This window comes from Streptomyces ficellus, assembly GCF_030406405.1.
GTDB lineage: Bacteria > Actinomycetota > Actinomycetes > Streptomycetales > Streptomycetaceae > Streptomyces > Streptomyces ficellus_B.
On sequence record NZ_JAUEPL010000026.1, the window covers coordinates 62642 to 84096 of the forward strand.

The window sequence follows — 21455 nt, forward strand, 5'->3', positions numbered from 1 at the left end:
CCTTTTGAGGAGTGGGGCATTTGAGCCCGCGACGCAATGCGCACGCGTACAAACCACTGAGCCTGAAGCGCAGAGCCTGGCTGACCGTCGGCGCTGTCGTCCTCGGTGGTGCCGGAATGGTGACCGTTGCCGTCGCCGGGCCGTCCGGCGAACAGGGCAAGGGGCCGGCCGAGCGGCCGTCGAAGCTGCGGACGCTCGGGCTGGGCGAGGGCAAGGCCGGCGAGCGGACGCTGCCGAGCACCGAGACCGAGGAGTTCTCGCTCATCGGCATCGGCTGGGGCGACGCGAAGCACAAGGTGACCGGTGACGCGAAGGTGCGTACCCGGGACGCCGTCACCGGCAAGTGGACCGCCTGGCAGCCGCTGGACCTGGACTCCCACCTCCCGGATGGTGCGGAGGTCCCGGAGCGCGGGGCGTCCGAGCCCACGTGGGTCGGCCCGTCCACCGCCGTCCAGGTCAAGGTGACCTCCGGGAAGCCGCTGCCCAAGGACCTGAAGCTGCACCTGGTCGACCCGGGCGTCACCGCCACCGAGTCGGCGAACGGGGCGGCGCTGCCGCGCGGCCGCGAGTCGTTCGCGGCGCAGAACGCGGCGTTCGCGGTCGAGGGGACCGTCGCGGAGACCACCGAGCCGGCGCCCACGGAGCCCACGCCGACGGCCACGGAGACGACGGCCACGGCGACGCCCACCGCCACCGACACCTCCACGGCCTCCCCGACGCCCACCGCGACCGACACCGTGACCCCGACTCCGACGCCGACCGCCACCACCCCGGTCCCGCCGCCGTCGACCGTCAACCGGCCGCCGATCATCTCGCGCGCCCAGTGGGGCGCCGACGAGTCGATCGTCGACGACCCGCCGGAGTACCTGGACAAGATCCAGGCGGTGTTCGTCCACCACACCGTCGACACCAACAACTACAGCTGCGCCCAGTCCCCCGCGATGGTCCGCGCGATCATGACGTACCACGTGAAGACCGAGGGCTGGAACGACCTGGGCTACAACTTCCTGGTCGACAAGTGCGGCCGCGTCTTCGAGGGCCGCGGCGGCGGCGTCGACCTGCCGGTCAAGGGCGCGCACACCTACGGCTTCAACAGCTACTCCACCGGTATCGCCTTCCTCGGCGACTTCGAGGGCGACGCCGCCGCGGGCAAGCCCGCCGGCAGGCCGTCCCGGGCCGCGCTGGAGTCGGCCGCCCGCGTGGCCGCCTGGAAGCTCGGGCAGTACGGCGGCGACCCCAAGGGCAAGGTCACGCTGACCGCCCAGGGCAACACCGGTGTGTGGGACCAGGGCGAGAGCGCCACGATCAACGTCATCTCCGGTCACCGGGACGCCTTCGCGACCGCCTGCCCCGGCAAGAACCTGTACGCGAAGCTGACCCCGGTCCGCGACTTCGCCGCCGGAGCCGGCCGCAACTCGGCCGTCCCCACCACCGACATCGACCGTGACGGCATCACGGACGCGACCGCCGCCCTGCCGAAGGCCCTCAGCGGCGCCGGTCAGGTGAAGGTCCTGCGGGGCACCACCGACGGGCCGAGCCTCACCTCGCGCTGGACCATCGACCAGGGCAGCACCGGCGTGCCCGGCGAGTCGGAGGCCAACGACGCCTTCGGTACGGCGAGCGCGTACGGCGACTTCAACGGCGACGGTTACGCGGACCTGGCCATCGGCGCGCCCGGCGAGGACGACGACTCGGGCCACACCGACACCGGTTCGGTCACCGTGCTCCACGGGCCGAAGCTGGACTCCGGCGTCTCGTACATGACGTCGCCCGCGTACCGGGTCAACGGCGACAAGCTGGGCACCGCCGTCGCCATGGGTGACTTCAACGCGGACGGCAAGGCGGACGTCCTGTCCGTCGCGCCCGGCATCCCGGGCCGCTGGTGGGTGTTCGAGTCGAAGAACGCCTCGTACCCGACGAAGGCCGGGTACCTGAGCGACAAGGCCAACACCTCGGTGGTGTCCTTCGCCTCCGCCGCGAGCGGCGACTTCAACAAGGACGGGTACGCGGACGCCGCGATCACCTACCGCGACTCCTCCGGCGTCGGCCGGATCGTCGCGCTCAAGGGCTCGGCGACGGGCCTGGAGCGGATCGGCGTCCTCTACCCGCGCGGCGGCCGTTCACTGGCCGCCGGTGACATCAACGGCGACGGGTACGACGACCTGGCGATCGGCCAGCCGAACGCCACCGAGTCCGGTCACACCGCCAAGGGCGGCGCGGTCGCCCAGGTGCTGGGCTCCGCCACCGGCCTGACGTCCACCGGCCGCGCCACGTTCCAGCAGAACTCGACCGGTGTCCCCGACACCGACGAGACCGGGGACACCATGGGCGCGTCCGTCTCCATCGGCGACGTCAACCTCGACGGGTACGGCGACGTCCTCACCGGCCTGCCGGGCGAGGACCTCACCCGCGGCGGCGTGAACCAGTCCAACGCCGGCCAGACGATCCTGCTGCGTGGCTCGTCCACGGGCATGACGGCCACCGGTTCGGTCGCGTACTCGCAGGACACGACCGGCGTCCCGGGCGACAGCGAGCCCAACGACCGGCTCGGCTCGGCGGTCCTGCTGACCGATCTGTCCGGTTACGGCCGGCCGGACCTGGCGCTGGGCGCGGACGGCGAGGACGCCAACAACGGCGTGATCCTCCAGCTGGACAACAGCAGCACGTCCGGTGTGGTCCCGTCGTCCGGGATCTACTACGGCGTCAACAGCCTGGGCGCACCGGGTGGCCTCAACATCGGCCGCCTGCTGACGCCCTGACCGGCGCCCGCGCCTGCGCCTGATCCACCCCGGCCGGGGCTCCCTGATGGGGGCCCCGGCCTCATGCTCCGCGTGCCCGGCGCGACACGACGGCCAGCAGCACCCGACGGGCCTCGGCCGAGAGGTCCAGCACGGGCCGCAGCCCGGCGGGCGCTCCTTCGGCGAGGCCGGCCAGGAACTCCAGCACCTGGACCTGCCGCCGCTCCTCGCCGCTCACCAGCGGCCCGCCGCCGAGCCGCTCGTGCAGGTCCAGCGCGGTGAGCGAGCAGGCGCCGGCCCACTCGCGCAGCGCCGCGCCCTCCCACGCGGACGGCGCGGCGCCCAGCATCGTCCGTACGAGCACGGCCTCGTCGTCACCGAACCCGTCACCGGGCCCGGCGGCGTCCAGCGCGGCCCGCACCTGCGCCAACCGGTCGGCCCAGCCGTCCCCGCCCTCGGCCACGGAGCACCACAGCGGGCGCAGCAGCTCGGCGGGCACGGCGTCGCCCAGCAGGGGCAGACAGCGGTCGAGGCAGCCCAGCGCGGACGCGGCCAGCCCCCGTTCATCCGCCTCGCCGATCAGTTCCTGTGCGCTCTGACTCATGGCCGTCTCCCGTAAGGACCCGTCGCGGTACTCCCCTTACTGCGCCCCCTGGCCGAAAATCGTCACTCGTTGTGGCGTGAACTAAACCTTCGGCGACAGCGCCGGTACCGGCGACCCGGCCTTGCTCCGGCCGAACTGCATCGCCGTGAGCCTGCGTACGGTGAGGATGGCGAACGCGGCCGCCGCGATGTCGGCCGTGTCGGCGAGGATCAGCAGCTCGCAGGCGTCCTTCACGTCCTGGGGATGCCAGGCGTCCTCGTACGCGTTGCTCGCGACCATGGCGAGGAGCCGGGTCAGGAGCCACAGCGCCCACCACACGTTGAGCACGGTGGCCGGTTCCTTGTGCCCGGGGCCGTCGTGCGGGTCACGCTTGCTCGCCTGCCAGGTCTCGCGGGCGATACGGCGCGGGATCCAGAGGTTGACGACGGGGATGAACCAGCCGCCGATCGCCCAGCCCGGCCCGTTGGTCAGCACGTCCGGGGCCAGGACGCCGGCGTTCACCCGCACGCGGTGGAGCCAGATGATGAACAGGACGGCGGTGGCGGCCAGCGCGACCATCTGGAGGCCGGCCGCGACGGATATCAGCAGGTATCCCCGGTCCAGGTCGGCCGCCGGGTCGTTCAGGGCACCGTGGGCCAGCACGTACAGATGGACGTCGGCGACGAGGGCGTACAGGTCCACGGCGATGACCACACCGAGCAGGGCGACGACGGCCCGGCTCAGACCGGTGGGTGAGTGCGGCAGCGCCACGGCGACGGAACGCGGCGGATTCGGCGGACCCGGCGGACCCACCGGCCGCACGGCCGCGGACGGGTGCGCGCACCCCTCGCACAGCCCGTCCTTCGTCATCGCCGTATGCATCCGGCACCTTGAGCACAGCATGGCCGAGCAGACCCCCCGTCATGTACGCGACCGGTCATGGCCGCCCGCGCACCGTATCGCACGTGATCTCACGAGATCTCAGGTGATCTCGGGCGATCTCGGGCGATCCCGGGGGATCTCGGGGGATCTCGGGTGATCTCAGGTGCCGCCGCCCAGCCTGTCCGCCAGTGTCCGGAAGTCCGCCCAGGACAGCGGCGGTTGGCCGGCGTCCCACAGCTTCTGGGCCGTGGCCCGCAGCGGCATCCGGATGCCGCGCGCCACCTGGTCCGCGGTCTGGGCGTTCGCCAGGTCGCACCAGACCGCGAAGCGGCCGCCGAGGATCTGGCCCGCGTACCGCTCGGGCACCGCCGTCGACCCGCGCAGCACCAGCGGCGTCCACTCCTGGTAGATGCGCCGGCCGGTGGGGTACGTGAACTGGTTCGGCTCGCCGAGCACGTAGTAGAGGTACTCGTCGTTGAGGTTGACCACCTTGCGGCCCTCGCGCAGATAGCTCAGCGGCTCGCGCGCGCCGATCTCCCTGCCCGTCCAGTATTCGGCCTCGATGCCCTGGTGGGGGCTGACCACGCCGCCGGTGAAGAACCCGTCGTTCCACGCCTTGGGCGTCCTGCCGGCCGCGCGGACCACCGCGGCGCGGTCGTTCAGCCAGCCGGTCGCCAGGTCCTGCACACGAGCTCCCGGGCCGTACTTCTGCCGGGCCGCCCGGGCGAGCTGGGGGTAGGAGGCGGCCGGGTCGCGCACGGTCAGCGCCTGGTACTCGTCGGCGCCCACGTGGAACCACCGCCCCGGGAAGAGCCGCGCGTACTCACGCAGCAGGTCGTCCACGATCCGCGCCGACTCGGGCTTGGAGATGTCGATGGCGCCCTGGCGGGGCGTGCCCTGGGTGTTGCGGAGCTGGAGCTGCGGGTGCGCCCGCAGGACGGCGCCGAGGTGTCCCGGCGAGTCGACCTCGGGGACGACGGTGATGTGCAGCCGGCTGGCGAGGGCCAGGATCCGGCGTACCTCGGCCTTGGTCAGATGCTGTGGCGAGACGACCTCGGGGTGCGAGGACGATTCGATACGGAAGGCCTGGTCGTCCGAGAAGTGCAGGCCGAGCTGGTTCAGCTTGAGGTCGGCCATGTCGCGCAGCCGGGCCTCGATCCACTGGGCGCTGAAGTGCTTGCGGGCGATGTCGAGGTTCAGCCCGCGCTGGGGCTTGGCGGGCCGGTCGCGTATGACGCCCTCCGGGACGGTCCCGCCCGAGCGCAGCGCCTGCTTCACGGTCCGGGTGCCGTAGAACACGCCCGCCTGGTCGGGCCCGGTTATGCGGACCCGTCCGTTACGGGTGGTGAGCGTGTACGACTCGGCGCCGCCGCCCTGCGTGGTGTTCAGCGCCAGCTCGATGTCGCCGGCGCGGGCGGTGCCCTCGCCGCGGTAGCCGGCCTTGAGCTCGCCGGCGAGCAGCCGGGCCTCGTCCGCGAGGACGCCACTGCCCTTGGCGACGACGACCGCGCTGCCGCTTCCGGGCCGCCAGCCGGGGCCGCGGGCGGGCTGGTGGTCGCGTACGGAGGGGATGGTGCGGGGTTCGGTGGAGAGCGGATACGTCCGTGTGGGTGAAGGAGTCGGTGTGGGGGTGGGCGTGAGGGCCCCCGGGGTGGAGGCTGCCGGTGTCGTCGCGGTACCGGGGGCCGCCGTGCCCTGGCCGCCGGTGCCGCTGTCCGCGCAGCCCGCGACCGTGAGGGAGAGCACCACCGCCGCGACGAGACCCCCTGTCGAATGCCGGATCACGCGCTTACCTCCGTCCATGGCCCGTCCATGCCCAGTAAGGAAACTCTCCCTTCCGGGTGAACTTCTCGCATCTCTCGTACAGCACAAGCTCACCGTGGGTAACGTTGTGCCCCTTCCCTCACACCTTTCGCACATCTCTCCCGCTGTCCTTTTCGAGGAGCCCACGATGGCCGGCGAACCCACCGCAGGCACCCCGAAGCGACCGCCCACCCTCCCGCCACGGGCAGCCACGTCCCCTGCCGCCACCGGCGGCGCGCGCGGCGGGGCCATACCCGGCCAGGCCCGCGCCTCCCGCGTACTGGAGGGCCTCGTCCGGTTCAACGCCGCGCCGCCGGGCGCGGCCGAGGCCGCCCTGCTCGCCTGCTGCGGCAGCCGCCGCTGGGCCCGGCGGATCGCCGCCCACCGCCCGTACCCCACGCTCGACGCCCTGCTCGCCGCCGCCGACGAGGCCAGCTACGACCTGGCGGCCGCCGATCTGGACGAGGCGCTGGCCGACGAGACCTCGGCCGGCCTGCCACCGGGCACCCCCAGCGCCGCCCACACCGCCTGGGACGCCGCGCACAGCGAGTACGAGAGCCGCTTCCGGCACGCTTTTGTGATCTGCCTGGACGACTGCCGGCCCGAGGAGCACCTCAACCAGGCGCTGTCGGCCATCCACGCCCGGATGAGCCACCCTCCGGAGAAGGAGCGGGCGATCGCCGCCGACGAGCTTCGGCGGCTCGCGCACGCCCGGCTTTCCCGGCTCGTGGCGGAATGAGACGGTCCGGGTAGCCCGTACGTGCTCGTTTGATTGCCTGTTTGATCACACCTGCACCCCCCGGGCAGGGGAACCGACATCTCGTCGCTACGATGACCGGGGCCGGTGGACCGTACCCGGCCGGGCCAGACCGACACAGAAGCCGGCCGGCCCCAATCCCGCTCCCGGAGGGTTTTTCCGTGCCGGCTGGAACGCTGTACCGCGGCCGGGAAGGCATGTGGTCGTGGGTGGCTCATCGAGTCACCGGCGTCCTCATCTTCTTCTTCCTGTTCGTACACGTACTGGACACCGCTCTCGTGCGGGTCTCCCCCGAGGCGTACGACGAAGTCGTCGCCACGTACAAGACGCCGATCGTCGCTCTGCTGGAGTACGGCCTCGTCGCCGCCATCCTCTTCCACGCGCTCAACGGCCTTCGTGTGATCGCCGTCGACTTCTGGTCCCAGGGCCCCCGCTACCAGAAGCAGATGTTCTGGGTCGTGATGGGCGTCTGGATCGTGCTGATGGCGGGCGCCATCTACCCCGTCCTCGGCCACGCCGTACGTGAAGTGTTCGGGAGCTGACGCCAGACATGTCCACTGACCTCACCAAGTCCGCGGTCGGGCCCGTCGAGGGCGAACGCCTCTACGACGTGGACCACCCCGCCCCGGTCATCGAGCCGCCCCGCAAGCGGACCAAGAAGACCCCGAAGTCGACCCGCGGCAACTTCGAGATGGCCGCATGGCTCTTCATGCGGCTGTCCGGCATCGTGCTGGTCGTCCTCGTCATCGGCCACCTGCTGATCCAGCTCGTGCTGGACGGCGGCGTCTCCAAGATCGGCTTCGCCTTCGTGGCGGGCCGCTGGGCGTCCCCGTTCTGGCAGGTCTGGGACCTGCTGATGCTGTGGCTGGCGATGCTGCACGGCGCCAACGGCCTGCGTACCGTCATCAACGACTACGCCGAGCGCCCGAACACGCGCCTGTGGCTCAAGGGCCTGCTGTACACCGCCACGGTGTTCACCATCCTTCTGGGCACGCTGGTGATCTTCACCTTCGACCCGAACATCCGCTAAAGCCGGGGCTGACGAGACCAATGAAGATCCACAAGTACGACACCGTCATCGTCGGCGCCGGTGGCGCGGGCATGCGCGCGGCCATCGAGGCCACCAAGCGCAGCCGTACCGCCGTGCTGACGAAGCTCTACCCGACCCGCTCCCACACGGGCGCCGCGCAGGGCGGCATGGCCGCCGCGCTGGCGAACGTGGAGGAGGACAACTGGGAGTGGCACACCTTCGACACGGTCAAGGGCGGTGACTACCTGGTCGACCAGGACGCCGCCGAGATCCTGGCGAAGGAGGCCATCGACGCCGTCCTCGACCTGGAGAAGATGGGCCTGCCGTTCAACCGGACCCCGGACGGCACCATCGACCAGCGCCGCTTCGGCGGTCACTCCCGCAACCACGGCGAGGCCCCGGTGCGCCGGTCCTGCTACGCCGCGGACCGCACCGGCCACATGATCCTCCAGACGCTGTACCAGAACTGCGTCAAGGAGGGCGTGGAGTTCTTCAACGAGTTCTACGTCCTGGACCAGCTGATCACCGAGGTCGACGGCGTCCGCACGTCGGCGGGTGTGGTCGCCTACGAGCTGGCGACCGGCGAGATCCACGTCTTCCAGGCGAAGGCCGTGATCTACGCGTCCGGCGGCACCGGCAAGTTCTTCAAGGTGACCTCCAACGCGCACACCCTGACCGGTGACGGCCAGGCCGCCTGCTACCGGCGCGGCCTGCCGCTGGAGGACATGGAGTTCTTCCAGTTCCACCCGACGGGCATCTGGCGCATGGGCATCCTGCTGACGGAGGGCGCCCGTGGTGAGGGCGGCATCCTGCGCAACAAGGACGGCGAGCGCTTCATGGAGAAGTACGCGCCCGTCATGAAGGACCTGGCGTCGCGCGACGTCGTCTCGCGCTCCATCTACACGGAGATCCGCGAGGGCCGCGGCTGCGGCCCCGAGGGCGACCACGTCTACCTGGACCTGACCCACCTGCCGCCGGAGCAGCTGGACGCCAAGCTCCCGGACATCACCGAGTTCGCCCGGACGTACCTCGGCATCGAGCCCTACACGGACCCGATCCCGATCCAGCCGACCGCGCACTACGCCATGGGCGGCATCCCGACCAACGTCATGGGTGAGGTCCTCGCGGACAACACCACCGTCGTGCCGGGTCTGTACGCCGCCGGTGAGGTCGCCTGCGTGTCGGTGCACGGCGCCAACCGCCTGGGCACCAACTCGCTGCTGGACATCAACGTCTTCGGCAAGCGGGCCGGTATCGCGGCCGCCGAGTACTCGGCTACGGCCGGCTACGTCGACCTGCCGGAGAACCCGGCGTCCTTCGTCCAGGAGCAGGTGGAGCGGCTGCGCAACTCCACCGGCTCGGAGCGGGTCTCCGTGCTGCGCCGTGAGCTCCAGGAGACGATGGACGCCAACGTGATGGTGTTCCGCACCGAGCAGACGATCAAGACCGCGGTGGAGAAGATCGCGGAGCTGCGCGAGCGGTACCTGAACGTGTCCATCCAGGACAAGGGCAAGCGGTTCAACACGGACCTGCTGGAGGCCATCGAGCTGGGCAACCTGCTCGACCTGGCCGAGGTCATGGCCGTCTCGGCGCTGGCCCGCAAGGAGTCCCGCGGCGGTCACTACCGCGAGGACTACCCGAACCGCGACGACGTCAACTTCATGCGCCACACCATGGCGTACCGCGAGGTCGGCGCCGACGGCACCGAGACCGTCCGTCTCGACTACAAGCCCGTCGTCCAGACCCGCTACCAGCCGATGGAGCGTAAGTACTGATGGCTACCCCCGTACTGGAAAAGGCCGAGGCGGGCTTCGCCGACTCGCCGTACATCACGGTCACCTTCCGGATCCGCCGCTTCAACCCGGAGATCTCGGACGAGGCGGTCTGGCAGGACTTCCCGATCGAGATCGACCCGAAGGAGCGGGTGCTCGACGGCCTCCACAAGATCAAGTGGGACGTCGACGGCTCGCTCACCTTCCGGCGCTCCTGCGCGCACGGCATCTGCGGCTCCGACGCGATGCGGATCAACGGCAAGAACAGGCTCGCCTGCAAGACGCTGATCAAGGACATCAACCCGGAGAAGCCCATCACGATCGAGGCCATAAAGGGCCTGACGGTCCTCAAGGACCTGGTCGTGGACATGGAGCCGTTCTTCCAGGCGTACCGGGACGTGATGCCCTTCCTGGTCACCAAGGGCAACGAGCCCACGCGCGAGCGGCTGCAGTCCGCCGAGGACCGCGAGCGGTTCGACGACACCACCAAGTGCATCCTGTGCGCCGCGTGCACGTCGTCCTGCCCGGTGTTCTGGAACGACGGCCAGTACTTCGGTCCGGCCGCGATCGTCAACGCGCACCGCTTCATCTTCGACTCGCGCGACGAGGCCGGCGAGCAGCGGCTGGAGATCCTCAACGACAAGGACGGCGTGTGGCGCTGCCGCACCACGTTCAACTGCACGGACGCCTGCCCGCGCGGTATCGAGGTCACCAAGGCGATCCAGGAAGTGAAGCGCGCGCTGATCACGCGTCGCTACTGACACGTCCGCAGACCCTGAGAGGGCCCGTTTCTGTACGCTCAGCCGTACAGAAGCGGGCCTTCGCCCATGCATACGCCTTGAGGACGGGGAACGATGAGCGAGCCGAATCCGTACGCGGACGGGGAGTACACCTGGGGGCCGGCGCAGCCTCAGGGGATGCCGGGGTACGGATACCCGGGCGCGGGCGCCGGTTACGGCTATCCGCAGCACTACCCGCCGGTTCCCGTGGGTGGCGCCGGGGCGCCGCTGCTGTCGATCGGTGACATCACCGTGCTGCCGGACTCCATCCTCACCCCGGCGGGCCCGATGCCCCTCAAGGGCGCGGTGTGGAACGCCACGGACATGTCCCGCACGGAGGAGAAGATCCCCACGCACGCCATCGTGCTCGCGGTCGTCTTCGCCGTCTTCTGCCTGCTGGGGCTGCTGTTCCTGCTGATGAAGGAGAAGACGACGACCGGCTTCATCCAGGTGACGGTCACCAGTGGCGGCCGGCACCACTCGACGGTGGTCCCGGCCACCGGTCCGCAGACGTTCGCCATGGTGATGGGGCAGGTCAACTACGCGCGTTCGCTGAGCGTCTAGGGAGCGGGCCGGAATCGAACCTTCCGGATCGACCTCGGGGTCGATGCTTCGGGGATCGACCCTTCGGGGATCGATTCTTCGGGTGGTTTGGCCGAACTGCGCGTAGACCGGTTAGGTGCCTGAGGCATGTAGTGGGGATCGGCAATCCGATTCATCGCTTGTGAGGCCACCATGACGGAAGCCGTCGCGTTCCCCCAGGACCGCACCTGCCCCTACCACCCACCCGCCGCCTACGATCCGCTGCGCGAGGCGCGGCCCTTGTCCCGGGTCACGCTGTACGACGGCCGCTCGGTGTGGATCGTCACCGGGCACGCCGCCGCGCGCCGGCTCCTCGCCGACCAGCGGCTGTCCACCGACTCCACCCGTGAGGCGTTCCCCCTCCCCTCCGAACGCTTCGCCACCGTACGCAGCCGCCGCCGTGCCGCCCTGCTGGGCGTGGACGACCCCGAGCACAACGTCCAGCGGCGGATGCTGATCCCGAGCTTCTCGCTCAAGCGCACGGCCGACCTGCGGCCACGTATCCAGCGGACCGTGGACGGGCTGCTGGACGCGATGGCCGAACAGGGGCCGCCGGCCGAGCTGGTGTCCGCGTTCGCCCTGCCGGTGCCGTCCATCGTGATCTGCGACCTGCTCGGAGTCCCGTACGCCGACCACGACTTCTTCGAGGCGCAGTCGCGCCGGCTGCTGCGCGGGCCGACGGCCGAGGACACCGAGGACGCCCGCGACCGACTGGAGGGGTACCTGGGCGATCTGGTTGAGCGAAAACGCGACAAACCCGGGGACGGTGTCCTCGACGACCTGATCGAGCAGCAGCTCGCGCAGGGGCGCATCGACAAGCAGGAGCTCATCGAGCTCGCCACGATCCTGCTCGTGGCCGGTCATGAGACCACGGCGAACATGATCTCCCTCGGTACGTACACACTGCTGCGGCACCCGGAACAGCTGGCCGAGCTGAAGGCGGACCCCTCGCTGATGGCCACCGCCGTCGAGGAGTTGCTGCGGTTCCTGTCGATCGCCGACGGGATGCTGCGGGTGGCGACGGAGGACATCGACGTCGAGGGGACGACGATCCGGGCGGACGACGGGGTCATCTTCTCCACGTCGGTGATCAACCGCGACACGGCCGCCTATGCCGAGCCCGACACGCTCGACTGGCACCGGTCGGCCCGCCACCACCTGGCGTTCGGCTTCGGTATCCACCAGTGCCTGGGCCAGAACCTGGCGCGGGCGGAGATGGAGATCGCGCTGCGGACCCTCTTCGAGCGGCTGCCGGGGCTGCGGCTGGCGGCGCCTGCCGAGGAGATCCCCTTCAAACCCGGGGACACGATCCAGGGGATGCTGGAACTCCCCGTGACCTGGTGAGTTGATGTCACTCATGCGCATCTCGATCGACAAGGACGTCTGCATCGGCGCCGGGCTGTGCGCCCTGACGGCTCCGGAGGTCTTCACCCAGGACGACGACGGTTTCGGGGAACTGGTGCCCGGAAGGGAGGACGGAGCGGGGAACCCGCTGGTGGGCGAGGCGGCACGCGGCTGCCCGGTGCAGGCCATCGAGGTCTCGCCCTAGCGCTGCCGCCCGGCGGGGCGGTCCGGGTCGTTCGGCCCGGGCCGCCCCGCCGCGTCGTTTCCGGGGGACGGCGGCCCGACTTGAACATGTTCAAAGGCAGGTCTAGAGTCAGGGGCATCACCATTTGAACGCGTTCAAGAAAGGTGGGGGAATGGACCTCACTGTCATCGCGTACGTCGTCTACCTGCTCATCAGCGTGGCGCTCACCATCTGGGTGGCCCGCACGCTCAGCCGGAACGGACGGATCTTCCTCGCCGATGTGCTGCACGGGAACGAACAGCTCGCCGGTGCCGTGAACCACCTGCTGGTGGTCGGCTTCTACCTGGTCAACTTCGGCTTCGTGGCGCTCTATCTGAGCCAGGACGACGCCGTGATCAACGCCCGGCAGCTGTTCGAGGCGCTGTCGGTCAAGCTCGGTGTCGTGCTGCTCGTGCTGGGCGTGATGCACCTCGGCAACGTCTACGTACTGAACAAGATCCGCCGGCGCGGCGCCCTGGAGCGGGAGCAGACGCCGCCGGTTCCGCCGCAGGGCTGGACGGGCCCGGCCGGGAAGGGCCCCTGGGCGACACCCGCGACCGGCGCGTGAGGTCACGATGAGCGTCCCCGTGAAGCGGCTGACGGTGCTGTACGACGCCCAGTGCCCGCTCTGCGTCCACCTGCGCCACTGGCTGCTGCGGCAGCGTCAGCTCATACCGCTGGACCTGGTGCCCGCCGCCTCCCAGGAGGCCCTGCGCCGCTTCCCGCACCTGGACCACCGGGCCACGCTCAAGGAGATCACGGTGGTCGGGGACGCCGGGCAGGTCTACCGCTCCACCGCCGCCTGGATCGTGTGCCTGTGGGCCCTGGCCGAGTACCGGTCCAAGGCCCACTGGCTGGCCACCCCGGCCGGGATGCCGTTCGCCCGGGTCACCGTCCTCGCCGCCGCCAAGTGGCGCGAGGCCCTCGCGCCGGGCGGCGGCCGGGGGTGCGAGGACGGGCGGTGCGAGATACCGGACGCGCCCCACTAGGCTCGGGCACCGTGAAGGACGTGAAGGACGTGAACGACGCGAAGCCCGCCGAGGCGCACAAGCCCGCCAAGGCTCCCAAGAGCGAACAGACCCGCACGCTCATCCTCGAAACCGCGCTCCGGCTGTTCCAGGAGCGCGGTTACGACAAGACGACGATGCGGGCCATCGCCCAGGAGGCGGGCGTCTCGGTCGGCAACGCCTACTACTACTTCTCCTCCAAGGAGCACCTGGTCCAGGGCTTCTACGACCGGCTGGCCGCCGAGCACGAGGTGGCGGTCCAGCCGGTCCTGGCGGGCGACAAGGACCTGGCGGTACGGATCCGGGACTCGCTGCTGACCTGGCTGGACGTGGCGGAGCCGTACCACCCCTTCGCGGCCCAGTTCTTCAAGAACGCCGCCGACCCCGAGAGCCCGCTCAGCCCGTTCTCGGCGGAGTCGGTCGCGGCCCGTGAGTCCGCGATCTCCATCCACGCCCGGGTGCTGTTCGGCTCCGACACCAAGACCGCGCCCGAACTGGCCGAGATGCTCCCGCACTTGATGTGGCTGATGCACATGGGGCTGGTGCTGTACTGGGTGTACGACCGCTCCGAGCACACCGAGCGCAGCCGCCGGCTGGTGGAGCGCACCGCGCCCATCGCCGCGCGGGCCATCGCGCTGTCCCGCTACCGCGTGCTGCGGCCACTGGTACGCCAGGTGCACGAGGTGCTGGAGGAGTTCCTGCCGGGCGCGATGGCGACGAAGCGCGGCTGACCGCTACGCCTGTCGGGAGGCCAGTTCCACGAGCGTGATGTCGGAGGGGGCGCCCACACGGACGGGCGGCCCCCAGGCGCCCGCGCCGCGGGACACGTACAGCTGGGTGTCGCCGTACCGTTCGAGTCCGGCGACGGTCGGATTGGCCAGTTCCGCGAGGTGGTTGCCGGGCCACAGCTGGCCGCCGTGGGTGTGCCCGGACAGCTGGAGGTCCACCCCGTGCCGTACGGCGTCGTGGATCATGACGGGCTGGTGCGCGAGCAGCACGGCGGCGCGCGTCCGGTCGCGGTCGCCGAGGGCGGCGGTGAAGTCGGGGCCGTCGCCGTAGTTCTCGCCGGCCACGTCGTTGACCCCGGCGAGGTCGAAGCCGGCGATCTCGACGCGCTCGTTGCGGAGCGGACGCAGGCCCAGTTCGCGTACGTGGTCGACCCATTCGGCCGCGCCCGAGAAGTACTCGTGGTTGCCGGTGACGAAGAACGAGCCGTCACGGGCGCGGAGCCGTGCGAGCGGCTCGGCCGCGGGGCCCAGGTTCTCGACGGTGCCGTCGACCAGGTCGCCGACGACGGCCACGAGGTCGGGCTGGGCGGCGTTGATGGCGTCGACGATGCGCTGGGTGTGGGCGCGCCCGAGGATGGGCCCGAGGTGGATGTCGCTCACGACCGCGATCCGGTACCCGTGCGCGGCGCGGCCCAGCTTGGCGAGCGGCACGGTGACCCGCTTGACGCGCGGCCCGCGCAGGACGCCGTAGGTGCCGTACGAGACGGTCCCGAGCGCGGCGGCCGCGGCGGCGCCGCCGACCACCCGCGACACGAACAGCCGCCGCGACACCTCGGCTTGGGTGGTGGTCCCGGGGGCGGGCGACGGCTCGGGTATCGGCGGGGTGGCGGCGGCCGTCTCCCCGAGGGGCGCGGCGGCCACCTGAGGCGCCCCCGCTGCCACGGCTACCGGGGCGGGCGCCTCCGTGGGCCTCGTGGCGGGCGCCTCCGTGGGCCTGCCCGTGGGCGCCTCCGTCGGCGTGCCCGCGGCCGGTGCGCCGGCTGCCGCCGGCCCTCGCGCGGCCCGGCGCTCCAGGAAGCGCCGCAGCAGCGGGCGTACCGCCTCCCCCGCCACCAGGGCCAGCACCACGTACAGCAGCAGCGCCAGCCACAGGAAGCCGGGCCAGGCCACCGCCCGCTGGAGCCAGAACGGCGCCCCCGCGCGCCCCGCCGTCAGCGCGCCCAGCGCCAGCAGGGGCAGCACGACCAGGGCCACGGTGCCCGCCCGCCGCGCCACGCTCCCGGGCACCGTCACATCGCGCACCAGGCGCCGCCATACGTACCAGTGGACAGCGCCCAGCAGGGCGATGACCACGACGAGCAGCAGCAGGACGAACAGCACGGCCCCGACCCCCTATTCGTGGTGTGAGCCGCGACGCGACGCGCGCACGCCACGCAACCCGATGACGCCCACCACCGTCCCCAGAACAAAGGACGTGATGGCGAGCAGCAGATGGACCCAGAAGTAGGCGGTCGGGTCACCCGCGTCGTCGAAGGCGAGACCGCTCGCGTCGTTCCAGAGGTTTTTGACGAAAGTGATCCAGATGATCCAGCTCCACACCCCGAAGGCGAGCAGGAACCAGGAGGCGGAGCGGCTGAGCTTCATGGGTCCAGTATCTCCGCGACGCGTGAGCGGCCTCCTGCGGGGTGTGGCGTCGGCTTCCGCGGTCGCTCCCTGTACGTTCTCGATCGTGTCTGATCTGAAAAAGACCGTATGGACGGTCACCGTCGCCGCGCTGCTGCCTGCCCTCACCGCTGCCCCCGCGTCGGCGGACACGAAGGAGGACACCCAGCCCAAGCCGCCCGCCGTCATGTCCACGGTCGGCGGGGCGAAGCTCGGCAAGCCCGGCACCCAGGTCAACCTGGCCGCCGGTGTGCCCGTACTGCCCAAGGAGGTCACGGGCCGCTCCTGGATCGTGGCGGACGCCGAGAGCGGCGACGTGCTGGCCGCGCACAACGCCCACTGGCGGCTGCCGCCCGCCTCCACCCTGAAGATGCTCTTCGCCGACACGGTGCTGCCCAAGCTGCCCAAGACGCGGTCGCATCTGGTCAAGCCGGGTGAACTGGCCAAGGTCGGCGAGGGCTCCAGCCTGGTCGGGGTCAAGGAGAAGCACACCTACACGGTCCATGACCTGTGGCTGGGGGTCTTCCTGCGCTCCGGCAACGACGCCGTGCACGTGCTGTCCGGGATGAACGGCGGCCTCGCCAAGACCGTCCAGGACATGAACGACCGCGCCGCCGAACTCCAGGCGCTGGACACGTATGTCGTCTCACCGGACGGTTACGACGCGCAGGGCCAGGTCTCGTCCGCGTACGACCTCACGCTCATCGCGCGCAGCGGTATGCAGAACAAGGACTTCCGGGAGTACTGCTCGACTCCGCGCGCCACGTTCCCCGGAGAGGTCAAGCCCGGCAACAAGAAGCGGTCGACGTTCGAGATCCAGAACACCAACCGGCTGCTGACCGGCGACTACGGCATCCCCGCCTACCAGGGCATCGCCGGGGTGAAGAACGGCAGCACGACCCACGCGGGCGCCACCTTCACCGGGGTGGCGGAGCGCAACGGCAAGGTGCTGCTGGTCACCGTCATGAACCCGTCGGCGAAGGAGAGCCACGCCGTCTACAAGGAGGCGGCCCGGCTGCTCGACTGGGGTTTCGCGGCGGCCGGGAAGGTGAAGCCGGTCGGCGAACTGGTGCCGCCCAAGTCGGCACAGACGGGGACCGGGGCCTCGGCCGGGTCCGTCGAGGGCGAGGCCGGTTCCGGCGGCGGGGAGCAGTCGGCGCGCGAGGGCGGCGGCAGGACGACGGTCGCCGCCGCGGGCGGCTCGGGCGGGGCCGGGACGGCACTGGCGGTGGCGGGCGGTGCGCTGGCGCTGCTGGCGGGCGCGGCGTTCCTGGTCAACCGGCGCTGGCCGCTGCCGGATCTCGTACGCCGCCGTCGTCAGCCTCGCGCTTAGAGCGCGTGGCCGTCCAGGCGGCGCAGAACAGCAGCAGTTTGGCGGTGAAGTTGATCCACAGCAGGAGCGCGACGGGCACCCCGAACGCCCCGTACATCGACTTCGCCGCCACGCCCCTCATATAGCCGCCGAGCAGCAGCTTCAGCGCCTCGAAGCCGACCGCGCCGATCAGCCCCGCCACGACGAGGCGGCGGCGCGGCGGGTGGACGCCGGGCAGCGGGCTCAGCACGTACAGCAGGAGCAGGAAGTCCGCGAGGACGGCGACGGTGACGGCGCCGATGTGGAGGAACACGCCACCGGCGCCGCCGCCGGAGACGCCGAGCCGTTCGGCGGTCCAGTCGACGGCGGTGGAGCCGAGGGCGGAGGCGGCGAGCGAGGCGAGGCCGGTCACACCGAGCCCGAGGAGGATCACGGCGTCCTTGCCCTTGCGGACGAAGGGGTTGTCGCCGTCGCTGTCGTCGAGCCCCCACACCGCGCGCAGGCATTCGCGCATGGAGCCGATCCATCCGATACCGGTGAACAGCAGGACGGCTCCGGCGACGAGTCCGACCGTGCCCGCGTTGGCGACGAGGGCGTCGAGGTCGAGCTGGTCGGAGATGCCGGGGACCTGTTCGGCGAGCCTGTTCTCGATGGAGCGGAGCTGCTCGGCGCTCAGGAGCGCGGCGCCGACCGTGGCGCCCAGGGTGATCAGCGGGAAGAGGGCGAGGAAGCTGATGAACGTGATGGCGGCGGCCAGGCGGGTCCAGTGGGCGCGGTCGAGGGTCTCGTACGAACGCCAGGCGTGCGTACGCATGAGGCGGGCGGCCCACGGGCCGATGACGGGGAGCTTGGTCAGCCAGTCCATGCCGTTCCCCCTACCCCCGTGCGGGCGGGCGGTGTCACAGGTCGGCCACGGCCATCGCGTACATCGCCGCCCAGGCGAGGCCGATGACGGCGAGGGGGCGGTCGCGCAGCACGACGTCCTCGGGGGCTCCGGCGGTGCCCCGGTCGGCGAAGACGGCGTAACGGAGGACGGCGAGGATGAAGGCGATCACGGAGAGCTGGCGCCAGGGCAGCAGGGAGCCGTTGGCGGTGCCGCCGCTCTCCAGGGCCCACAGGCAGTAGCCGAGTACGGCGGCACCGGCGGCCAGTTGCCACACGAAGCGGAGGTAGCCAGTGGTGTACTCGGTGAGCAGCGCACGGGTCCGCCCGTCGTGGCCCGCCATCTGGACGGCTTCGGAGTAGCGCTTGGCCGCGACCATGAACAGGGCGCCGAAGCCGGTGGTGATGAGGAACCAGCGTGACAGCGGGATGGACAGGGCGACCCCGCCGATCATGGCGCGCATCAGGAACCCGGTCGTGACCACCGCGAGGTCGACGACGAGGACGTGCTTGAGGCGCAGGCAGTACGCGCACTGCATGGCCAGGTACGCGGCGAGGAGCGCGGCGGTCAGGGCGTTGCACAGCACGGCGCCGCCGATGACGGCGCCGAGCGCGAGGCCGGCGCCGGTCCCGTACGCCACGGGGACCGGGACGTCCCCGGCGGCGACCGGGCGGCGGCACTTGACGGGGTGGGCGCGGTCGGCGTGGGCGTCGCGGGCGTCGTTGACGAGGTAGACGCCGGCGGCCGCGGCGGTGAACAGCAGGAAGACGATGCCGAGTTGGAGGGCGGTGTGCCGGGACACCAGTTGCCCGGCGGCGGCGGGCGCGGCGACGACGAGGACGTTCTTGATCCACTGGCGCGGGCGCGCGGCCCGTACCAGCCCGAACGGCACGGCGGCGGCCCGGGGCGCCGCGTCGGGGATGGGCAGGCCGCAGGCGGCGGAGGCGGGGGGCGCCACGGTCGTCGGCTCAGCCATGACCGCGTCCGGCCCGGACCGCGTACGGGCGCGTCTCTGCGCACGGGTGCGTCTCTGCGTACGGGCGCCGGTTTCCGTACGGGTGCGTCCCTCCGTACGGGCGCGTCTTTGCGTACGGGCACGTCTCTCCGTACGGGCGTGTCTTTGCGTACGGGCGCCGGTCTCCGTACGGGTGCGTCCCTCCGTACGGGCGCCGGTCTCCGTACGGGCGCGTCTCTCCGTACGCGGAGCGCGCGCCGACCCGGCTGCGGAAACGGTCCGTCAGGTCACCCACGCGCGTCCACCGCCCGCCGCGTCCAGCGTCCGCCCGCCCGCGCCGTCACCACGCCCAGCAGGGCGCCGGCGGCCACGTCGGTGGGGTAGTGGACGCCCACCACGAGCCGGGAGAGGCACATCGCGGCCGCCAGCGGCGCGGCCAGGCGGCGGGCGGCCGGGCGCGGTGCCCCGAAGGCCACCGCCGCCGCGGCGGCCGAAGCGGCGTGGGAGCTCGGGAAGGAGTGCCGCCCGGCGGTGCGCACCAGCGGCTCCACCGGGCCGCCCGGCCGTGGCCTGCGTACCACCCGCTTCACGCCCATGCTCGCCAGGTGCGCCGCGCCGGTCAGCGCCGTACCGCGCAGCCAGGCCGCACGGCGCTCCGGGTCGGCCACCGCGCCCGCGAGCCCGGCCGCGATCCACAGCGCGCCGTGCTCACCCGCGAACGACAGCGCCCGGGCGGCCGCGGCCACCGCGGGCAGACGGCGCCCGCAGTCGCGCAGCGTGGCCAGCAGCAGTCGATCGGCGCCCGCGCAGTCGGCGTACGACAGGCGCCGGCCCGCGTATCGCATCCTTGGCCACCCCTCTCGTCGTCCCTGGACGACTCTGGCGGGCCGCGCGCCCGAGGAGGCGGCAATCTTGTCCGACACTCGTTTAATCACCCATTTCGGCGAGCCGGACGACGCGGCCGACAAACCCCTCGAACGACGCAAGTGCGGCGATACCGTCGCGTCCATGCCTGATGCCGACACCCACATCGCGCCGCAGACCGCCCCGGTGACGCCGACCGAACCGGTGACCGGCTGGGGCCGCACCGCCCCCACCGTCGCCCGCGTCCTGCGCCCCCGCAGCCATGAGGAGGCCGTCGCCGCGGTGCGTGACTGCGGCGATCGCGGCGGCATCGCCCGCGGGCTCGGCCGCGCCTACGGCGACGCGGCTCAGAACGCGGGCGGCTCGGTACTCGACATGACCGGCCTCGACCGCATCCGTGCCATCGACGCGGACGCGGGCGTCGTGGTCTGCGACGCGGGCGTCAGCCTGCACCGCCTCATGGAGGTGCTGCTGCCGCTCGGCTGGTTCGTGCCCGTGACCCCCGGCACCCGCTACGTCACCGTCGGCGGGGCCATCGGCGCCGACATCCACGGCAAGAACCACCACGTCTCCGGCTCCTTCAGCCGTCACGTACGCGCCTTCGAGCTCCTCACCGCGGACGGCGCGATCCGCACGGTCCTGCCCGGCACCGACCTGTTCGACGCCACCACCGGCGGCATGGGCCTGACCGGAGTGATCCTCTCCGCCACCGTCCAGCTGCTGCCCGTCGAAACGTCCCTGATGTGCGTCGACACCGAGCGCGCCGCCGACCTCGATGACCTGATGGCCCGCCTGACCGCCAACGACCACGGCTACCGCTACTCCGTCGCCTGGATCGACCTGCTCGCGCGCGGGGCCGCCACCGGACGGGCCGTCCTCACGCGCGGTGACCACGCCCCGTACGAGGCACTCCCGCGCCGCGCCCGGCGCGCGCCCCTCGCCTTCCGCCCCGGCAGGCTGCCGGGCGCCCCCGCCTTCGTACCGGAGGGGCTCCTCAGCCGCACGACCGTGGGGCTCTTCAACGAGCTCTGGTACCGCCGGGCGCCCCGCCACCGCACCGGCGAGCTCCAGCGGCTGTCCGCCTACTTCCACCCTCTGGACGGCGTCCCGCACTGGAACCGCGTGTATGGGCGCGGCGGTTTCGTCCAGTACCAGTTCGTCGTCGGGTACGGGCACGAGGACGCCCTGCGCCGCATCGTGCGCCGTATCGCGCGCCGGGGGTGTCCGTCCTTCCTGGCGGTCCTGAAACGCTTCGGCGAGGGCGACCCCGGCTGGCTGTCCTTCCCCATGCCCGGCTGGACGCTGGCGCTGGACATCCCGGCCGGGCTCAGCGGTCTGGGCGCGTTCCTGGACGAGCTCGACGAGGAGGTGGCGGACGCGGGGGGCCGCGTCTACCTCGCCAAGGACTCCCGGCTCGGCCCGGACGCGCTGCGCGCCATGTACCCGCGACTGCCGGAATTCCTGGCACTGCGGGCCGAGTTGGACCCCCGCTCGGTGTTCAGGTCGGACCTGGCCCGCCGCCTCGGGCTGCTCGGCCCGTAGGACCCCCGG

At 71.6% G+C, this 21455-nt stretch carries 22 protein-coding genes; 14 read left to right on the forward strand and 8 right to left on the reverse strand.

Annotated features, from left to right (window positions below):
* Positions 1 to 11 precede the first annotated feature (11 nt).
* Entirely contained in the window at positions 12 to 2759 is a 2748-nt protein-coding gene (locus QWM81_RS18120; protein WP_290113090.1) for an N-acetylmuramoyl-L-alanine amidase, read from the forward strand.
* 61 nt (positions 2760 to 2820) lie between these two features.
* Here the strand turns inward: QWM81_RS18120 and QWM81_RS18125 are convergent, their stop codons facing one another.
* From QWM81_RS18125 to QWM81_RS18135, 3 genes are all read right to left on the reverse strand, one after another.
* Entirely contained in the window at positions 2821 to 3342 is a 522-nt protein-coding gene (locus QWM81_RS18125) for a hypothetical protein (RefSeq protein ID WP_290113091.1), read from the reverse strand.
* Positions 3343 to 3423: 81 nt separating this feature from the next.
* Positions 3424 to 4203 carry a DUF4328 domain-containing protein gene (locus QWM81_RS18130; RefSeq protein ID WP_290113092.1) on the reverse strand — a complete coding sequence of 260 codons (780 nt, stop codon included), beginning with the start codon at positions 4201 to 4203 and terminating at the stop codon, positions 3424 to 3426.
* 159 nt (positions 4204 to 4362) lie between these two features.
* Positions 4363 to 6006, reverse strand: coding sequence for a beta-N-acetylhexosaminidase (locus QWM81_RS18135; RefSeq protein WP_290113093.1), 1644 nt, complete (start codon positions 6004 to 6006; stop codon positions 4363 to 4365).
* A 148-nt stretch (positions 6007 to 6154) separates the two neighbouring features.
* On the opposite strand from QWM81_RS18135, the gene QWM81_RS18140 reads away from it, so the two are divergent.
* The 11 genes from QWM81_RS18140 (at position 6155) to QWM81_RS18190 (ending at position 14231) form a co-directional block, all read left to right on the forward strand.
* Complete coding sequence (locus tag QWM81_RS18140) at positions 6155 to 6745, forward strand: 2-oxo-4-hydroxy-4-carboxy-5-ureidoimidazoline decarboxylase (RefSeq protein WP_290113094.1); 591 nt, start codon at positions 6155 to 6157, stop codon at positions 6743 to 6745.
* Between the two features lie 179 nt (positions 6746 to 6924).
* The gene (sdhC, locus tag QWM81_RS18145; RefSeq protein WP_290113095.1) at positions 6925 to 7305 is read left to right on the forward strand and encodes a succinate dehydrogenase, cytochrome b556 subunit; all 381 of its coding nucleotides are present in this window, start codon (positions 6925 to 6927) and stop codon (positions 7303 to 7305) included.
* A gap of 8 nt (positions 7306 to 7313) precedes the next feature.
* Positions 7314 to 7793: a succinate dehydrogenase hydrophobic membrane anchor subunit gene (locus QWM81_RS18150; RefSeq protein WP_290113096.1), complete on the forward strand. Its 480-nt coding sequence runs from the start codon at positions 7314 to 7316 to the stop codon at positions 7791 to 7793.
* Positions 7794 to 7813: 20 nt separating this feature from the next.
* Positions 7814 to 9568: a succinate dehydrogenase flavoprotein subunit gene (sdhA, locus tag QWM81_RS18155; RefSeq protein WP_290113098.1), complete on the forward strand. Its 1755-nt coding sequence runs from the start codon at positions 7814 to 7816 to the stop codon at positions 9566 to 9568.
* Positions 9568 to 10326 carry a succinate dehydrogenase iron-sulfur subunit gene (locus tag QWM81_RS18160; RefSeq protein WP_290113100.1) on the forward strand — a complete coding sequence of 253 codons (759 nt, stop codon included), beginning with the start codon at positions 9568 to 9570 and terminating at the stop codon, positions 10324 to 10326. The genes sdhA and QWM81_RS18160 overlap by 1 nt, the downstream gene beginning before the upstream one ends.
* A gap of 93 nt (positions 10327 to 10419) precedes the next feature.
* Positions 10420 to 10908, forward strand: coding sequence for a hypothetical protein (locus QWM81_RS18165; protein WP_290113101.1), 489 nt, complete (start codon positions 10420 to 10422; stop codon positions 10906 to 10908).
* A 171-nt stretch (positions 10909 to 11079) separates the two neighbouring features.
* Positions 11080 to 12270, forward strand: a complete 1191-nt coding sequence (locus QWM81_RS18170) for a cytochrome P450 (protein WP_290113102.1) — start codon at positions 11080 to 11082, stop codon at positions 12268 to 12270.
* Between the two features lie 13 nt (positions 12271 to 12283).
* Positions 12284 to 12475: a ferredoxin gene (locus QWM81_RS18175; protein WP_290113103.1), complete on the forward strand. Its 192-nt coding sequence runs from the start codon at positions 12284 to 12286 to the stop codon at positions 12473 to 12475.
* A 151-nt stretch (positions 12476 to 12626) separates the two neighbouring features.
* Positions 12627 to 13061, forward strand: a complete 435-nt coding sequence (locus tag QWM81_RS18180) for a hypothetical protein (RefSeq protein ID WP_290113104.1) — start codon at positions 12627 to 12629, stop codon at positions 13059 to 13061.
* A gap of 7 nt (positions 13062 to 13068) precedes the next feature.
* The gene (locus QWM81_RS18185; protein WP_290113105.1) at positions 13069 to 13482 is read left to right on the forward strand and encodes a thiol-disulfide oxidoreductase DCC family protein; all 414 of its coding nucleotides are present in this window, start codon (positions 13069 to 13071) and stop codon (positions 13480 to 13482) included.
* 11 nt (positions 13483 to 13493) lie between these two features.
* Entirely contained in the window at positions 13494 to 14231 is a 738-nt protein-coding gene (locus QWM81_RS18190) for a TetR/AcrR family transcriptional regulator (protein ID WP_290113106.1), read from the forward strand.
* Between the two features lie 3 nt (positions 14232 to 14234).
* Here the strand turns inward: QWM81_RS18190 and QWM81_RS18195 are convergent, their stop codons facing one another.
* Positions 14235 to 15608 carry a metallophosphoesterase gene (locus QWM81_RS18195; protein ID WP_290113107.1) on the reverse strand — a complete coding sequence of 458 codons (1374 nt, stop codon included), beginning with the start codon at positions 15606 to 15608 and terminating at the stop codon, positions 14235 to 14237.
* Between the two features lie 12 nt (positions 15609 to 15620).
* Positions 15621 to 15872, reverse strand: coding sequence for an SCO4848 family membrane protein (locus QWM81_RS18200; RefSeq protein WP_290113108.1), 252 nt, complete (start codon positions 15870 to 15872; stop codon positions 15621 to 15623).
* An 85-nt stretch (positions 15873 to 15957) separates the two neighbouring features.
* Between QWM81_RS18200 and QWM81_RS18205 the strand changes: the two genes are divergently transcribed.
* The gene (locus QWM81_RS18205) at positions 15958 to 17223 is read left to right on the forward strand and encodes a D-alanyl-D-alanine carboxypeptidase family protein (RefSeq protein ID WP_290113110.1); all 1266 of its coding nucleotides are present in this window, start codon (positions 15958 to 15960) and stop codon (positions 17221 to 17223) included.
* Here the strand turns inward: QWM81_RS18205 and QWM81_RS18210 are convergent.
* The 3 genes from QWM81_RS18210 to QWM81_RS18220 all read right to left on the reverse strand — a co-directional run bounded on the left by QWM81_RS18210 (position 17165) and on the right by QWM81_RS18220 (position 19885).
* A complete protein-coding gene (locus QWM81_RS18210; RefSeq protein WP_290113111.1) occupies positions 17165 to 18067 on the reverse strand; it encodes a YihY/virulence factor BrkB family protein in 903 nt (300 codons plus the stop codon). The genes QWM81_RS18205 and QWM81_RS18210 overlap by 59 nt on opposite strands.
* Before the next feature lie 34 nt (positions 18068 to 18101).
* On the reverse strand, positions 18102 to 19061 hold the full coding sequence (locus QWM81_RS18215; protein WP_290113112.1) for a decaprenyl-phosphate phosphoribosyltransferase: 960 nt from the start codon (positions 19059 to 19061) through the stop codon (positions 18102 to 18104).
* A 266-nt stretch (positions 19062 to 19327) separates the two neighbouring features.
* The gene (locus QWM81_RS18220) at positions 19328 to 19885 is read right to left on the reverse strand and encodes a phosphatase PAP2 family protein (RefSeq protein ID WP_290113113.1); all 558 of its coding nucleotides are present in this window, start codon (positions 19883 to 19885) and stop codon (positions 19328 to 19330) included.
* Positions 19886 to 20048: 163 nt separating this feature from the next.
* Here QWM81_RS18220 and dprE1 point away from each other — a divergent pair, with 163 nt between their 5' ends.
* The gene (gene dprE1, locus QWM81_RS18225; protein WP_290113114.1) at positions 20049 to 21446 is read left to right on the forward strand and encodes a decaprenylphosphoryl-beta-D-ribose oxidase; all 1398 of its coding nucleotides are present in this window, start codon (positions 20049 to 20051) and stop codon (positions 21444 to 21446) included.
* Positions 21447 to 21455 lie beyond the last annotated feature (9 nt).

Bases quoted from the DNA above. Each gene is read 5' to 3' on its own strand.
- QWM81_RS18135 (WP_290113093.1), bottom strand. From the start codon at position 6,006: ATGGACGGAGGTAAGCGCGTGATCCGGCATTCGACAGGGGGTCTCGTC.
- QWM81_RS18200 (WP_290113108.1), bottom strand. From the start codon at position 15,872: ATGAAGCTCAGCCGCTCCGCCTCCTGGTTCCTGCTCGCCTTCGGGGTG.
- QWM81_RS18220 (WP_290113113.1), bottom strand. From the start codon at position 19,885: ATGCGATACGCGGGCCGGCGCCTGTCGTACGCCGACTGCGCGGGCGCC.
- QWM81_RS18210 (WP_290113111.1), bottom strand. From the start codon at position 18,067: ATGGACTGGCTGACCAAGCTCCCCGTCATCGGCCCGTGGGCCGCCCGC.
- QWM81_RS18140 (WP_290113094.1), top strand. From the start codon at position 6,155: ATGGCCGGCGAACCCACCGCAGGCACCCCGAAGCGACCGCCCACCCTC.
- QWM81_RS18165 (WP_290113101.1), top strand. From the start codon at position 10,420: ATGAGCGAGCCGAATCCGTACGCGGACGGGGAGTACACCTGGGGGCCG.
- sdhA (WP_290113098.1), top strand. From the start codon at position 7,814: ATGAAGATCCACAAGTACGACACCGTCATCGTCGGCGCCGGTGGCGCG.
- QWM81_RS18170 (WP_290113102.1), top strand. From the start codon at position 11,080: ATGACGGAAGCCGTCGCGTTCCCCCAGGACCGCACCTGCCCCTACCAC.
- QWM81_RS18125 (WP_290113091.1), bottom strand. From the start codon at position 3,342: ATGAGTCAGAGCGCACAGGAACTGATCGGCGAGGCGGATGAACGGGGG.
- QWM81_RS18215 (WP_290113112.1), bottom strand. From the start codon at position 19,061: ATGGCTGAGCCGACGACCGTGGCGCCCCCCGCCTCCGCCGCCTGCGGC.
- QWM81_RS18150 (WP_290113096.1), top strand. From the start codon at position 7,314: ATGTCCACTGACCTCACCAAGTCCGCGGTCGGGCCCGTCGAGGGCGAA.
- QWM81_RS18160 (WP_290113100.1), top strand. From the start codon at position 9,568: ATGGCTACCCCCGTACTGGAAAAGGCCGAGGCGGGCTTCGCCGACTCG.
- QWM81_RS18185 (WP_290113105.1), top strand. From the start codon at position 13,069: ATGAGCGTCCCCGTGAAGCGGCTGACGGTGCTGTACGACGCCCAGTGC.
- QWM81_RS18175 (WP_290113103.1), top strand. From the start codon at position 12,284: ATGCGCATCTCGATCGACAAGGACGTCTGCATCGGCGCCGGGCTGTGC.
- QWM81_RS18130 (WP_290113092.1), bottom strand. From the start codon at position 4,203: ATGCATACGGCGATGACGAAGGACGGGCTGTGCGAGGGGTGCGCGCAC.
- QWM81_RS18180 (WP_290113104.1), top strand. From the start codon at position 12,627: ATGGACCTCACTGTCATCGCGTACGTCGTCTACCTGCTCATCAGCGTG.
- dprE1 (WP_290113114.1), top strand. From the start codon at position 20,049: ATGCCTGATGCCGACACCCACATCGCGCCGCAGACCGCCCCGGTGACG.